Raw genomic sequence first — 13,165 nt, forward strand, 5'->3', positions numbered from 1 at the left:
TGGTCGTTGGGTAGGTGCGGTCCGAAAATCTACATCACTGTAGAAGTTGTCCGCGCCGGAACCGGCCGGGGCGGCCGGCGCAGCGTTTGCCGGGACGGCGGGCCGGCGGGACGCTGGGGACATGGCGTGCGCCGCACCCCCCGAGACGCTGACCGGGTGGGCCGTCGAGCGACCGGGGCCGATCGCCTCCGGGCCGCTGACACAGGTGCGCCGCCCCGTCCCCGAGCCCGGCCCCGGGGAACTCCTGGTGACGGTGGAGGCTTGCGGTGTCTGTCGTACGGATCTGCATCTCGCTGAGGGTGATCTTCCAGCGCACCGGCCGGCGACCGTACCGGGACACGAGATCGTGGGCCGGGTGGCTGCCGCGGGTGCGGCGGTGACGCGCTTCCGCACCGGCGACCGGGTCGGCGGGGCCTGGCTGCGGGCCACCTGCGGGGAGTGCCGGTACTGCCGGGCCGGCGCCGAGAACCTCTGCCCCGCCTCCCGGTACACCGGCTGGGACGCCGACGGCGGCTTCGCCGACCTCACCCTGCTCCCCGCCGACTACGCCTACCCGCTGCCGGAGTCCACGCCCGCGACGACGCTGGCACCCCTGCTGTGCGCCGGGATCATCGGCTACCGGGCGCTGCGGCGCTGCGCCCTGCCGCCGGGCGGACGGCTGGGCCTCTACGGCTTCGGCGGCTCGGCGCACCTCGCGGCACAGGTCGCGGTGGCCGAGGGGGCCCGGCTGCACGTGCTGACCCGGTCCGCGCGCGCCCGCGAGCTGGCGCGCTCGCTGGGCGCGGTGTCCACCGGCGGCGCCTACGACCGGCCGCCCGAACCGCTGGACTCGGCGATCCTGTTCGCGCCGGTCGGCGATCTGGTGCCGGTGGCGCTGGCGGCGCTGGACCGGTCGGGCACGCTCGCCGTCGCCGGCATCCACCTCACCGACATTCCGCCGCTCACCTACCAGGAACACCTCTTCTACGAGCGGAACCTGTGCAGCGTGACGGCCAACACCCGGGACGACGGGCAGGAGTTCCTCAGGACCGCGGCACGGATCGGGATCCGGGTCACCACCAGCCCGTACCCGCTCGGCCGGGCGCCCGAGGCCCTCGCCGACCTGGCCGGCGACCGCGTCCAGGGGGCGGCGGTGCTGGTGCCCGACCGGGAGTTCAGCGGGTCGTGAGGTAGGCCGCGACGAGTTCGGCCGGGGCCGCCTGCCGCCACGAGTCGAGCAGGATGTCGCGGAGTTCGTCCAGGTCGTCGAGGGCGGCGAGGCGCACCCGGACCCAGTTCGAGCCGGCCTCGTGCGGCGGCACCCAGAACTTCTCCGGCTCCGCCGCGATCAGCTCGCCGCGCTCGTGCATCGGGCACCGCACGGCGAACGAGGACTCGTCGTCGGGCACGGTGACGAACATCTTCCCGGCGACCCGGAAGGTGGGCATGCCCCACGCCTGCTTCTCCGCGGTCTGCGGGAGGGCGAGCGCGAGGCGGCGGACGTCGTCGGAGTCCGGCGCGGCAGCGGATCCGGAGGTGGTCGTGGTCACGTCACCAGGGTACGGCGCGGGGCCCGCCGCCATCGGCTCACCAGGGGGACGGGGCGTAGTCCTTGAGGAAGCAGCCGTGCAGGTCCTCGCCCTGTTCGCCGCGGACGATCGGGTCGTAGACCCGGGCCGCGCCGTCCACCAGGTCCAGCGGGGCGTGGAAGCCCTCGTCGGCCAGCCGCATCTTGTCCGGATGCGGACGCTCGTCCGTGATCCAGCCGGTGTCGACGGCGGTCATCAGGATGCCGTCGGTCTCCAGCATCTCGCGGGCGCTGGTGCGGGTGAGCATGTTGAGCGCGGCCTTGGCCATGTTGGTGTGCGGGTGTCCCGCGCCCTTGTACCCGCGGCTGAACTGGCCTTCCATCGCCGAGACGTTCACCACGTACTTGCGGCGGGCCGGGGACCCGGCGAGCGCCGGACGCAACTTGCTGACCAGCAGGAACGGTGCGGTCATGTTGCAGAGCTGGACCTCCAGGAGCTCCACCGGGTCGACCTCGTCCACCGTGTGGATCCAGCTGTTGGACGCGTGCAGGTCGGGCACCAGACCGCCGGCGTCGATCGCGGTGCCGGCCTCGATCCGGGCCGGCGAGGCGGAGCCGCTGGTCAGGGCGAGGGCGGTGAGGTCCGTTGCGGACAGCCCGGACGTGCCGTCGGGCGCCGCGGGCAGGGCGGGCGCACCGCTGCCGAAGTGGCCGAGGACGACGGCCGCGGGCAGCTCGCCGGCGGGCAGCGGCGCGGACTCGGCCTCGACCAGCTTGCGGTACGCCTCGGGCGAGCGGCGCACGGTCTGCGCGGCGTTGTTGATCAGGATGTCGAGCGGGCCCTCGGCGCGCACCGTCTCGGCGAGCGAGAGGACCTGGGACGGGTCGCGCAGGTCGATCCCGACGATCTTCAGTCGGTGCAGCCACTCCGCGCTGTCCGGCATCGCCGTGAAGCGCCGGATCGCGTCGTTCGGGAAGCGGGTGGTGATCGTGGTGTGGGCGCCGTCCCGCAGCAGCCGGAGCGCGATGTACATGCCGATCTTGGCGCGGCCACCGGTGAGCAGCGCGCGCCGCCCCGTGAGGTCCGTGCGGGCGTCCCGGCGGGCCCGGTTCTCCTGGGCGCAGGAGGGGCACAGCTGGTGGTAGAAGGCGTCGACCTCGACGTAGCGGGACTTGCAGACGTAGCAGGAGCGGGGCCGCTGCAGGATGCCGGCGACGTCCGTGCTCACCGAGCTGGCCAGGGCACGGCCCATGGTCTCGTCGTCGATCCGGTCGGCGGCCCCGGTGGCGGTGGCCTCGGTGACCGCCTTGTCGTGGGCGGTCTTGGCGAAGCGGCGTTCCTGCCGGCGGCGGCGCTTGACCTCGCGGAAGATCCCGGCAGTGGCCCGCCGTATGGTGATCGCGTCGGGGTGGTCCACCGGCAGGGCGTCCAGCTCCTCCAGGACGCTCAAGCAGATCGCCATCCGCTCCGCGTCGATTCCGGTGCGCTCGGCCCGGCCTTCTTCGGTCACCGTCATCGCCGCTGCCGCTTTCCTGGGATCGTTCGGTCTCTCCAGGCCGGCCGTGGGACCTCGGGATTGCCTGTTCGAGCTTCGGCGGAACTTTACGCCAGCGGCCAGCGACCACGCCAAACCGGCGGCGACGGCACCGGTCCCGCGGGCGGCAGCCGAGCGCGCCGGCCGTCGCCGATCCGGCCGTTCCGCTGTCGCCGCCGCCGGTGATCGGCACAATGAGGGACGTGCCGCACGACGCTGAACTCGCCCTCGCCGACGGGACGTCCATCCGCCTGGAACTCGCGCCGGCGCCGGACCCGACCCGGCCGGACGACCTGCCCGGCGCGGCCGCGGCGGAGGGCTTCCTGGGCGGAACGGCACCGGAGGCGGGCGCGGCCCACGGCGGCGGACGGGCCGCGGCGGAGGCGGTGGCGGCGCTGCGCACCGTCCTGCGCCCCCTGGGCCCGCTGCTCCAGGAGGTGCACGACGCGGTCACCGCCGCCGAGCGGCCCCCCGACGAGGTGTCGGTGCAGTTCGGCGTGCAGGTGGGCCAGGACCTCAAGCTCGGCGTCGTCGCCGGGAGCGGGCGGGCGTCGCTGACGATCACCGCGACCTGGCGGCCGCAGCCCACCGGCTGAGGGGCCGGCGCCGGCGGGCGGCGGCCCGACCGGGTCCGGCCCCGGTGTCCGGCGTCAGGGCCGTCCCAGCAGCTGGGCGCCGGCCGCGGAGTCGCCGCGGGCGGTGAAGTAGGCGGTGAACGCCGCGAGGAACTCCTCCTCGGTGATCTCCCCGTCGCCGTCGGCGTCGAGTTGGCGGAAACCGTGGTTGAGCTCGGCCGGATGGATGCGGGAGCTGCCGAACAGCACCCGGTACTCGTCGGCGCCCAGGCGGCCGCTGCCGTCGGTGTCCGCGGCGCGGAAGAGGGCCCGCAGTGCGGGGTGCAGGCCCTTGTCGAGGTACGCGGGGTCCTGGTCGACGCCGGCGAGCACGGCCGTGCTGAACTCCGCCAGCGACACCCGGTCGTCGCCGTCGGTGTCCATGGAGGTGCGGATCTGCTGCCACCAGGCGTCGAAGCCCGCGTACACCTCGGCCTCCCGGTCCTCGGACGGTTCCAGCTGCCAGCAGACGTTGTGCGCCATCGCCTGGAGGTCGGCGGCGGTCAGGTACCCGTCGCCGGTCTGGTCGAGCACCTGCCGGAAGAAGGTCTCGACGCGGGCCCGGCGCGTGGTGCCGCGGCCGGAGCGGCGGGGCCGCGGCGGCCGCCCGACCGGCACGGCGCCCCCGGCACCGGGCTCCTCGGCGGTGGCCCGCTCCGCCGTGCCGCCACCGCCCACCCCCGAGCGGTAGCGCAGGCGGTCGGGCAGCCGCGTCACGATGTGCCGCGCGCCGTGGTGCAGCGTCCAGGACAGGGCGGCGGCGCCACGGCTGCGGCGCAGGCCGAAGCGCTCGCGGAAGGCCGGCGGCAGGTCCGCGAGGGTCAGGGCGGTCAGCAGGCGGGCGATCACCGGGCGCAGCAGCGGCCAGGCGGGGCGCAGCCGCCCCAGGCGGCGCGGGGCCGGGGCCTGGCGCAGCATGTCGAAGAGCAGGTCGTGCGCGGCCCCGGTGTACTCCAGGCGTTCGCGGATGGTGCGTTCCACGTAGGCGGGCACGTCCGCGGCGGTCGCCGGGAAGAGTTCCGCGGGCAGCGCGAACGCGTCGCAGACGGAGCGGAACTCGGCGTACAGCTCTTCGCGTTGGGCCGGGTCCAGCGGTGCTCCGGACAGTTCCCCCATCGCGGTCATCGACTCGTACAGGGTGACCAGCACCCACACCCGGACCGCGGGCTCCAGTGCGGTGAAGCTGCGGCCGTCGGCGTCGGTGCCCTGGATGCGGCGGTGGGTCCGCTCCAGGCGGCCGATCTCCCGGTGCAGTCCCTCCCGGTCGGCGAAGAACAGCCGCTTGCCGCTGTCCATGGTGTGCTCCACCCGCCGCCAGGGATGCGCGCGGTAGGTGGAGAACTCCGCGAGGCCGGCGGCGACCGTCGGATCGGCGTTCTGGAGCACGAGCAGGCGCCAGGCGACCAGGGCGATCCGACGCTCGCCGAGGGTGCGGCGCAGCGGGCGGTCGGATCCGGGCAGGACGGTGGTCACGGGCTTCTCCCAACGGGCGGGGGCACGGCGGCAGTTCGACGGGCAGGTAAGGTGCCCGCTCAGCCGTAGGAGTAGCCTCCGTCGCCCGTTCCCCGACGGGGTTTCCGGCGCGGGACCACCCGTCCGGGCGATCTGTGGGCCCGGCAGGTTTGCCGCAGGCGGCCCGCGTCGGCGCGGTCGAGGCGTCCCGGCGCGCCGGCGGTCCCCGTCCGCCGGCCGGGTTCACCGGGGGTCGGGGCGGCGACGGTGTCGAAGAGCAGCTTCTTGAAGCCGGCCTCGTCGACGCGGCGCACCAGGGTGAGGTTGGCGGGCGGGGCGACCAGCCGTCGGTCGATGACCATCTGCCCGCGGGTCTCGTCGGCGAGCGAGACCTCGACGTGGGCCCGTTCCTGCTCGGTGACCAGGCCGGGGTCGAGGGCGACGGCCATGGCGACGGGGTCGGGCAGGTCGTAGCCGGCGAGTCCGGTCACGGTGCGGGCGAACTCCGCGACGGTGCGGTTGATGCGGTGGGCGAACGTCGCCATGGGGGTGCCGAGTTCGGCCAGCCGCTGCTGGTCGGCGGGGCTCATGACGGCGTCCTTGCGGGAGACGTCCCAGCCGATCCAGGTGACCTTGTCGGCGGTGGCGGCGCGGGTGACGATCCGGGCGGCTTCGGGGTCGGCCCAGACGTTGAACTCGGCGGTCGGCGAGACGTTGCCCGCCAGGTCGGGGGCGCCGGCCATGCAGTACACGTGCCGGTAGCGGGTGAACAGCTCCGGGTCGATCAGCAGGGCGGCGGCGATGTTGGTCAGCGGGGCGAGGGTGACCAGCGTCAACTCCCCGGGATGCCGGCGGGGATGGGAGAGCAGCGCCTCGACCGCGTGCCCGTCGCGGGGGGTGGCGCTGGGGTCGGGCAGGTCGTTGTCCCCCATCCCGTCCTCGCCGTGCACCTCCGTCGCGCCGGACGCCGCGCGCAGCATCGGCCCGCCGCAGCCCAGGTGGACGGGGACGTCGGTGCGGCCGGCGGTCTCCAGGGAGATCAGGGCGTTGCGGGCGGCGACGGTGACCGGCACGTTGCCGGCGACGGTCGTCACCGCCCGGACGTCCCCGAGTCCGCTGGCGGCGGCCAGCAGGAGGGCGACGGCGTCGTCGGAACCGGTGTCGGTGTCGATGATCAGCGGGAGTGCGGGCATGGCCGGGCCCTTTCGGCAGGTGGCGGTGCAGGGTCGGGCGGGCACCGCCAGGGTACGGCGGGCCGTGGCGTCGCGGGGTTCCTTCCGGGGGCGGCGGGGCGCCCCCGGCGGTCGCCGCGCGGCGCGTCGTGGGAGGGGGTCACGGGGTGGGGGCGAGGGCCGCGCCGAGCGCCGTCCGGTCGAGCTTGCCGTTGCGGTTGAGCGGCAGCGCATCGAGGGCGGTGAGGGAGGCGGGGACCATGTAGGCGGGGAGGCGGGCGCGCAGGGCGGTGCGCAGGCCGTCGGGGGTGGTGGTCGGGTCGTCGGTGGTGTAGGCGGCGGTGAGTTCGGTGCCGCCGGGTGTGGTGAGGGGCAGCACGGCCGCGTCGCGGATGCCGGGCAGGGCCCGCAGCGCGGCTTCCACTTCGCCGAGTTCGACGCGGTAGCCGTGCACCTGGACCTGCTGGTCGCCGCGGCCGAGGTGGACCAGGGGCGGCTGCGCGCCGGCCGGGCCGGGCAGGGGCTCGACGCGGTCGCCGGTGCGGTACCAGTGCGCGTCGGTGAGGGCGGTGGCCGGGTCGTGGGGCGAGCCGTCGGGGGCCAGGAAGCGGCCGGCGTTCTCGGTCGGGTCGAGGTAGCCGGGGAAGCGCTGCGGGCCGCGCATGCACAGTTCGCCGTCGTCGAGGCGGAGTTCGAGGCCGGGGTGGGGGGTGCCGATCGGGACGGTGGCGTTGCGGGTGGCGGGCCAGTCGGCGGGGTCGGCGGGGAGGCGGTAGGTGACGCAGGTGACGGTGAGCTCGGTGGGGCCGTAGGCGTTCTCCAGCGTGCTGGCGGGGGCGGCCCGGTGCCAGGCGGCGGCCTGCTGGAGGGTGAGCGGTTCGCCGCAGAACATGCTCTGCCGCAGGGTCGGCATGCTGTCGGGCTTCAGGGCGCGCAGGCGTTGGGCGAGGGAGACGAGCGAGGGGACGGAGTTCCAGTGGGTGAGGGCCCGCCGGTTGACGAACCGGACCGGTGCGAGGAGTTCGCCGCGGGTCGGCACGACGAGGGTGGCGCCGCTCCCCCAGGCGGTGAACATGTCGTGGACCGAGGGGTCGAAGGTCAGGTCGAAGGTCTGCGAGAAGCGGTCGCCGGGGCCGGCGGCGGTGCGCGCGACGACGTGCGCGAGGTAGGCGCAGACGTTCCGGTGGCGGACCGGGACGCCTTTGGGGACGCCGGTCGAGCCGGAGGTGAACAGGAGGTAGGCCAGGTCGTCGGGGTGGGCGGTGCGGGCGTCCGGGACGGTGGTCGCGGGCAGGGCCGCCAGGTCGTCGTCGGTGAGGGCGAGGGTCGGCACGCCGAGGGGCTCGGGGTGGTCGGCGGTGGTGTCGGCGAGCACCGCGTCCAGGTCGGCGGCCCGGGCGATGGCCGCGTTGCGTCCGGCGGGGAAGGTCGGGCCGAGCGGGACGACGGTGGCGCCCAGCCGCTGGACGGCGAGGTAGCCCGCGTAGGCCACGGCGGTGCGGGCGGCCAGCAGACCGATGCGGCGGGGCGGGCGCGCGCCGACGTGTTGCCGGAGGCGGGCGGCCAACGCGTCGACGCGGGCGGCGAGTTGGGCGTAGTCGAGGGTGGTGCCGGCGACTTCCAGGGCGGGGCGTTCGCCGTGCCGGTCGACGGCGGCGGCGAACCAGTCGTACAGGGTGCGGTGGCTGGCGGCGGGCGTGGTCATGCGGGCGGTCCGGCTTTCTCGACGGGGGCGTCGCGGTCGGTGTAGGCGCAGCTCAGCGGGTATGTGGAGCGGTCGCGGAGGGTGGTCCAGCGGTATCCGCCCCAGTGCCCTCGGCGGGCGCCCGGCGGGACCGGGATGGTCCAGGGGCGACCGGCCAGGCCCGCGCCGCTGGCCTTGACGCAGGCTTCCTGGGCGGTCCAGATCCAGGCGACCTCCTCCGCGGCGCGTTCCGGGGGGAGCGCGGCGAGCTGCCGGGCGTGGTCGGGCAGCAGCCGACGGGTCAGGGCGGGGCTGACGTGCGTGGCGGGGCGTTGCAGGTCCACGCCGAGGGCCCGGCCGACGGCGACTCCGGCGGCCATCCCGCCCTCGGTGTGCGAGACGCTGATGCCGATGCCGGGGTGGCCGTGCAGGGCGGGTTTGCCCCGTGGATCGGCGGTGATCTCGGCGTCGGCGAGGTCCGGGCGGACCGCGGTGAGCAGCTGCCGCAACAGGCCGCGCCCGGCGAGGAATTCACGGGCCCGCCATTCGGGCAGGGCGGCGGCCCGGCGCAGGTCGTCCGGGTGGCGACTGGCCGGGGCCGGGCCGGGGCGTCCCCGCGGGTCGCTGGTGGTGCTCAACCAGACCCGGTCGGCGATGCGGAGGGGGCGGGTCACGGCAGGGTGCCCGGCCGGACCAGGCCGTCGAGGGCGACCTCGGCGGTGTCCGCGACGGCGCCGAGGACGACCTCACCGGCGCCACCACCGATGTCGAACAGCGCCGCCTGGGCCCGGACCTCCTGGATGCCGCCGGTGGTGAAGCCCTCCGCGCCCCACAGTTGGCCGCAGGCGGCGAGGACGTGGTTGACGGTCGAGCCCGCGGCGGCCTTGAGGGCGGCGGCGGCCGTTGCGTCGTGGCGGAGGGCCACCGCGTCCGCGCAGTCCGCGGCCAGGGCGTGCAGTTCCCGCACCCGGACCAGGCAGGCCGCGAAGCGCTGCCGCACCGGGTCCAGGTCCCACAGTGTGCCGTCGCCGTGCGGGCGCCGGGTCAGGTGGCGGTGGGTGTCGGCCAGGACACGCCGGCACAGGGCGACGCCCCACTGCGCGCCGGCCAGGCGCTCGGTGGTGATGTGGCGGGCGAAGAGGGGCAGTCCGAAGCCGGTGCGGCCGACCAGGTGGTCGCGGTCGAGCCGGACGTCGTCGAGGGTGAGGTGCCCGGTGCCGGAGGGGGCGAACAGGGCCGAGTCGGCGGCCCGGGCGGTGACGCCGGGTGCGTCGGCGGGGACCAGGACCCAGGTGAAGTGGGTGAAGTGGCGGCCGGGCCGGTGCCGGGCCAGGACGAGGTGCCAGGCCGCGGTGGTGGTGTTGGCGATCCACCGTTTGGTGCCGGTGAGGGTCAGGCCGTCGTCGGCGATCCGGACCTCGGTGCGCAGGGCTGCGAGGTCGGTGCCGGTGGTGGCGTCGGTGGCCGCGAGGGTGACGGTGGCCCGACCGGACAGCACCTCGTCCAGGGCCTGCCGGGCGAGTGGCGTCCGGCCGGCCGCCAGGACCGGTAGGGCGGTGGCGAGTTGGACGCTGGCGGAGAGGGTGGCGGGGATGCTGAAGCGGGCGTCGACGGCGGTGAGCAGGTCGGCCAGGCCGTCGGGGTCGGTGCCCGCGGTGACGGTGCCGTCGCGGTAGGCGCGGGTGAGCAGGCCGGCGCGGCCGAGCGCGGCCCACACCTCGGCGCCGGTCGCGGTCGCCGGCAGCGCGTCGAGGGCGGCGTAGCGGGCGGCCGGTGGTGCCGGTGGGGTCACCTGGTCGGGTGTCGGCGGGCTCGCCGGCAAGGGCGGGCTGTCAGGCAAAGGTGACTCCCTGGTCGCGCAGGGCCAGGCGGCCGTCGGCGAGGTGCAGCCGGTCGTTGCTGTAGTTGAGGGCGGCCGAGCGCAGATCCCGCAGGGCCCGTTCCAGGCCGGTGGGCGAGTCCTGGAGGTAGCCGTGGCGCAGGCCGAGGGCGGTGACCAGGTCGTCGACCGCGGAGTGGCACTCCTCCGCTGCGGTGATCTTGAGCGCGTTGAGCTGGAGCTGCCGGGCCGGGACGGCGAGGTCGGCGCCGGACTCCAGGGTGCGCAGGCTCTGTTGGAGCAGGGCGTGGACGGTGTCCAGGCGCTGCCGGGCGCGGGAGATCCGGGTGAGCAGCAGTTCCGAGCCGAGGTCGAAGCGCTCGCGGCCGGCCGGGCTGCGCAGCAGCCGCAGGACGCGGGAGAGCGCGCCGGCGGCCGTGCCGAGCCAGGCCGCCGACCAGCCGAGGTGCGCCAGCGGGCCGAAGACCTGGGCGGCGATGTGGTGGAACCCGCCCTGTTCGCCGATGACGTGGTGGTCGGGGACCCGGCCGGTCAGCCGCAGGGCGACGCTGTGACTGGCCCGCATCCCCATCGGCTGCCAGTCGCCCGACGGGGTGCGGGTGAGCTGGTCGCGGTGGGCGTAGACCAGTGACACCTCGCTCGCGGTGGCGTCCGCGCCGGGGCTGCGCATGGTGATCAGGTAGCCGTCGGCGTGGCTGCCGCCGGTGACGATGGGCGCGAACCGGTCGATCGTCAACTGACCGTCGGCGTCGCTGAGTTGCGCCTCGGCGGTGAGCAGGTGGCCGCCCTTGCCGGCCTCGGTGGTGACGGAGGCCAGGTAGCACTCGCCGGCCGCGATCCGCGGGAGGAGTTCCTTGCGCAGCCGTTCGCCGGCGAACCGGACGACCGCCTGGACCTGCTGGCAGTGCATCGCGAAGATCATGCCGACGGACATGTCGACGCGCCCCAGCGCCTCCGCGGCCGTCACCAACTCCCGTGCGGTGCCGCCGAGTCCGCCGTGCTCGGACGGGACCAGGAGGCCGAGCAGGCCGGTGCTGCGGAGCGCGTCCAGGGCCTCGGTGGGGAACTCCGCGGCCCGGTCGGTGCGGGTCGCGTGCCGGGCGGCGACCTCCGCCGCCTCGGCCAGCCGGGCCGCGAGGTCGTTGCCGGTCATGCGGTGACCTCGCCGGACAACTGTGCGGCGATCGCCTGCCAGAGGCTGCCGGCGGTGGCGAAGGTGGTGTCGTTGAGGTCCTCGTCCGGCAGGGAGATCCCGAAGGTGTCCTCGATGGTGAAGAGCAGTTCGATGGCCTGCATGGAGTCGACGCCGAGCCGGCGCAGGTCGGTGTCCGGGGCGAGGTCGAGCGGTTCGGCGCCGGAGTGCTTGAGGAACGGGCGGAGCATGTCGGTGAAGCGGGCGTCCATGGGGCCTCTTCCAGGAAGGTGGGTGGTCAGCGGGCGATGCGACAGAGGTCGTCGACCCGGCGGAGGTTTTCGGGGATGAGTTCGTCCGCGTCGAGTTCGCGGTCCAGGGCGCTCTCCAGCCGTTCGATGATCTCGACCAGGCGGAACGAGCTGAACGCCGGGAAGGAGTCGAACGGGGCCCCGCCGAGCAGGTCGGCGACCGGAACGCCCAGCACGTCGGCGGCCACCGCGGCCACCCGGCGGCGCAGTTCGCCGTCGGCCGCGGGCGGCGCCGCGGGGTCGGGGACCGTCCCGAAGACCGTGCGGTCGGCGGTGAGGACGGCGCGCAGACGGTCGACGACACCCGGCGGTTCGGCGCGACCGCGGGCGACCCGGCGGTGGGCGAGGTAGGTCTGTTCCACGACCTTGTCCCAGGCGCGCAGGTGGTCGGCCTCGGGACCGGGCTGCGGCCCGTCGACGCGGCCGGCGAACAGCGCGCGGTAGGTGGCGTGCAGTTTGCGGGTGCGTGCCAACAACCAGGTTTCGACGGTGAGTTGTTCGATCGCCCGGGCCCGGTCCGGCCACTTCTCGTAGGTGTCCAGGTAGGCGTCGGCGGCGGTCGCGTCGCAGTCCGGGGCGGGCCGCAGGGCGGGCAGCGGCGGGAGGTCCGTCGGCGCCAGTTCGACGACGTCGGCCGTGGTGAGTCCGGCGAGGTCGGCCGCGGGCAGCACCCAGCGGCCGGGCGTGGCCGGTCCCCACTCGGTCTCGTTGCGGTATGCGTCGGTGACGTGCCAGCCGTCCGGGCCCGCGGCCAGCAGGAAGCTGTGCGGCATGTGGGCCCGCCCGTGGTAGGGCAGCCAGGGCAGTTCGTGGGCGTCCGCGACGACGTAGCGGACGCCGTCGTCGGGGGTCAGCGCGGCCAGCAGCCCCGCACCGGTCGACCGGGCGTGGTCGACGACCCGCAGGCCGACCAGGGCCGGGAGGGTGGCCAGTTGCTCGGCCAGCGGCGGGTCGACGGTGGGCAGACCGTCCTCGGCGCGCTCCCAGGAACGCAGGCCGAGGGGGGCGCCGAGCCGAAGGTGGGCGCCGGGACCGTGGTGGTGGTCGGCGAGCACCGCGAAGTTGACTTGGATGCAGTCCAGCAGGCCGGTGTGGACCGGGCCGAAGTCCAGGTGTGCCATGTCCGTTCCCCTTCCTTCGGTCACAGCCACCGCGGCAGTACGGGCAGCGTGGCGGTGGTGGTGTGCAGCCCGGTGCCGGTGGACCGGCCGGACAGCCAGGCGAGGGCGTCGGCGGGGCTGCCGGAGACGACCGGGCCGCCGGTGCCGTAGCGGGCCAGCTCCGCTCCCCCGTCGTCGCGCAGGGTGAACGGCGGGACGTCCGCCGCCTGGGCGTAGTAGCCGAGGACGTCGGCGAGGATAATGTCGCGGGCGCCGGTGGGGATGTCGGCGACGCGGTAGCCGAGGTCCAGGTCCACGTGGTGGAGTTCGAGTTCCCGCAGGCGGATCACCAACACCCGCTGCGGGGTGCAGAGTTCGCCGGTGAACGGCCGGACGGTGGCCTGCCAGGCGGGTTCCGGAAGTTCTTCGACGCTGCGCTGGAAGTGCGCCGCGGTCTCCCGCACGTCCGCGACCAGCGCGGCGGCGGAGCGGTGGGCGCCGGCCTCGATCTCCGCGTCGCGGGTGGCGCGGTCGGGGTACTGGAGGGTCTCCACTCCGGTGCGGGCCCAGGACAAGAGGCGCTCCAGGGCCGGTGCCTGGCGGGCCAGGTGGCTCAGGACGTGGCCGCGGGTCCAGCCGGTGAGCGTGGACGGGGCCGGGACGTCCGCGTCGGTGAGGTCGGCCAGGCCGGTCAGCAGCCGGTCGGCGGCGGCCGCGAGTTCCCGGAAGGACTCCGGGGTGGGGGGTATTTCCTTCATGGTGCGGTTCCCTTTCGGTGGTGCGCCCGGCCCGGCGGTCCGGCCGGTGCCGGGTCCGGT

13 protein-coding genes are annotated in these 13,165 nt (G+C 75.2%); 2 read left to right on the forward strand and 11 right to left on the reverse strand.

The features are described 5' to 3' along the window. The first annotated feature begins 121 nt into the window (after positions 1-121). On the forward strand, positions 122-1,168 hold the full coding sequence (locus ACLJT4_RS19900) for a zinc-binding alcohol dehydrogenase family protein (protein ID WP_411123601.1): 1,047 nt from the start codon (positions 122-124) through the stop codon (positions 1,166-1,168). Here the strand turns inward: ACLJT4_RS19900 and ACLJT4_RS19905 are convergent. Both ACLJT4_RS19905 and ACLJT4_RS19910 read right to left on the reverse strand, forming a co-directional pair. Next, positions 1,155-1,529, reverse strand: coding sequence for an MmcQ/YjbR family DNA-binding protein (locus ACLJT4_RS19905; protein WP_411123602.1), 375 nt, complete (start codon positions 1,527-1,529; stop codon positions 1,155-1,157). The genes ACLJT4_RS19900 and ACLJT4_RS19905 overlap by 14 nt on opposite strands. Positions 1,530-1,566: 37 nt before the next feature. After that, positions 1,567-3,024 (reverse strand): SDR family NAD(P)-dependent oxidoreductase, encoded by a 1,458-nt coding sequence (locus ACLJT4_RS19910; protein ID WP_411123603.1) that lies wholly within the window; start codon positions 3,022-3,024, stop codon positions 1,567-1,569. Positions 3,025-3,236: 212 nt separating this feature from the next. Between ACLJT4_RS19910 and ACLJT4_RS19915 the strand changes: the two genes are divergently transcribed. Next, the gene (locus ACLJT4_RS19915) at positions 3,237-3,638 is read left to right on the forward strand and encodes a CU044_2847 family protein (RefSeq protein WP_411123604.1); all 402 of its coding nucleotides are present in this window, start codon (positions 3,237-3,239) and stop codon (positions 3,636-3,638) included. A gap of 54 nt (positions 3,639-3,692) precedes the next feature. Here the strand turns inward: ACLJT4_RS19915 and ACLJT4_RS19920 are convergent, their stop codons facing one another. The 9 genes from ACLJT4_RS19920 to ACLJT4_RS19960 all read right to left on the reverse strand — a co-directional run bounded on the left by ACLJT4_RS19920 (position 3,693) and on the right by ACLJT4_RS19960 (position 13,105). Beyond that, the gene (locus ACLJT4_RS19920) at positions 3,693-5,129 is read right to left on the reverse strand and encodes an oxygenase MpaB family protein (RefSeq protein WP_411123605.1); all 1,437 of its coding nucleotides are present in this window, start codon (positions 5,127-5,129) and stop codon (positions 3,693-3,695) included. Positions 5,130-5,188: 59 nt separating this feature from the next. Further along, positions 5,189-6,301, reverse strand: coding sequence for a nucleoside hydrolase (locus ACLJT4_RS19925; protein ID WP_411123606.1), 1,113 nt, complete (start codon positions 6,299-6,301; stop codon positions 5,189-5,191). Between the two features lie 139 nt (positions 6,302-6,440). After that, complete coding sequence (locus ACLJT4_RS19930; RefSeq protein WP_411123607.1) at positions 6,441-7,985, reverse strand: AMP-binding protein; 1,545 nt, start codon at positions 7,983-7,985, stop codon at positions 6,441-6,443. Beyond that, on the reverse strand, positions 7,982-8,638 hold the full coding sequence (locus ACLJT4_RS19935) for a 4'-phosphopantetheinyl transferase family protein (RefSeq protein ID WP_411123608.1): 657 nt from the start codon (positions 8,636-8,638) through the stop codon (positions 7,982-7,984). Before ACLJT4_RS19935 ends, ACLJT4_RS19930 begins: the two co-directional genes overlap by 4 nt. Next, a complete protein-coding gene (locus tag ACLJT4_RS19940) occupies positions 8,635-9,756 on the reverse strand; it encodes an acyl-CoA dehydrogenase family protein (RefSeq protein WP_411123609.1) in 1,122 nt (373 codons plus the stop codon). Before ACLJT4_RS19940 ends, ACLJT4_RS19935 begins: the two co-directional genes overlap by 4 nt. Before the next feature lie 40 nt (positions 9,757-9,796). Beyond that, complete coding sequence (locus tag ACLJT4_RS19945) at positions 9,797-10,957, reverse strand: acyl-CoA dehydrogenase family protein (RefSeq protein ID WP_411123611.1); 1,161 nt, start codon at positions 10,955-10,957, stop codon at positions 9,797-9,799. Then, positions 10,954-11,208: an acyl carrier protein gene (locus ACLJT4_RS19950; protein WP_411123613.1), complete on the reverse strand. Its 255-nt coding sequence runs from the start codon at positions 11,206-11,208 to the stop codon at positions 10,954-10,956. Before ACLJT4_RS19950 ends, ACLJT4_RS19945 begins: the two co-directional genes overlap by 4 nt. A 26-nt stretch (positions 11,209-11,234) precedes the next feature. Beyond that, complete coding sequence (locus ACLJT4_RS19955; protein WP_411123615.1) at positions 11,235-12,368, reverse strand: acyl carrier protein; 1,134 nt, start codon at positions 12,366-12,368, stop codon at positions 11,235-11,237. A 20-nt stretch (positions 12,369-12,388) separates the two neighbouring features. Then, positions 12,389-13,105: a maleylpyruvate isomerase family mycothiol-dependent enzyme gene (locus tag ACLJT4_RS19960; protein WP_411123617.1), complete on the reverse strand. Its 717-nt coding sequence runs from the start codon at positions 13,103-13,105 to the stop codon at positions 12,389-12,391. Positions 13,106-13,165 lie beyond the last annotated feature (60 nt).

Source organism: Streptomyces sp. x-19, assembly GCF_046549115.1.
In the GTDB taxonomy this organism is placed as follows: Bacteria; Actinomycetota; Actinomycetes; order Streptomycetales; family Streptomycetaceae; genus Streptomyces; species Streptomyces albulus_C.

Coding starts and splice junctions, on each gene's coding strand:
- ACLJT4_RS19900 (WP_411123601.1), top strand. CDS start 122: ATGGCGTGCGCCGCACCCCCCGAGACGCTGACCGGGTGGGCCGTCGAG.
- ACLJT4_RS19910 (WP_411123603.1), bottom strand. CDS start 3,024: ATGACGGTGACCGAAGAAGGCCGGGCCGAGCGCACCGGAATCGACGCG.
- ACLJT4_RS19915 (WP_411123604.1), top strand. CDS start 3,237: ATGAGGGACGTGCCGCACGACGCTGAACTCGCCCTCGCCGACGGGACG.
- ACLJT4_RS19925 (WP_411123606.1), bottom strand. CDS start 6,301: ATGCCCGCACTCCCGCTGATCATCGACACCGACACCGGTTCCGACGAC.
- ACLJT4_RS19930 (WP_411123607.1), bottom strand. CDS start 7,985: ATGACCACGCCCGCCGCCAGCCACCGCACCCTGTACGACTGGTTCGCC.
- ACLJT4_RS19945 (WP_411123611.1), bottom strand. CDS start 10,957: ATGACCGGCAACGACCTCGCGGCCCGGCTGGCCGAGGCGGCGGAGGTC.
- ACLJT4_RS19950 (WP_411123613.1), bottom strand. CDS start 11,208: ATGGACGCCCGCTTCACCGACATGCTCCGCCCGTTCCTCAAGCACTCC.
- ACLJT4_RS19955 (WP_411123615.1), bottom strand. CDS start 12,368: ATGGCACACCTGGACTTCGGCCCGGTCCACACCGGCCTGCTGGACTGC.
- ACLJT4_RS19960 (WP_411123617.1), bottom strand. CDS start 13,105: ATGAAGGAAATACCCCCCACCCCGGAGTCCTTCCGGGAACTCGCGGCC.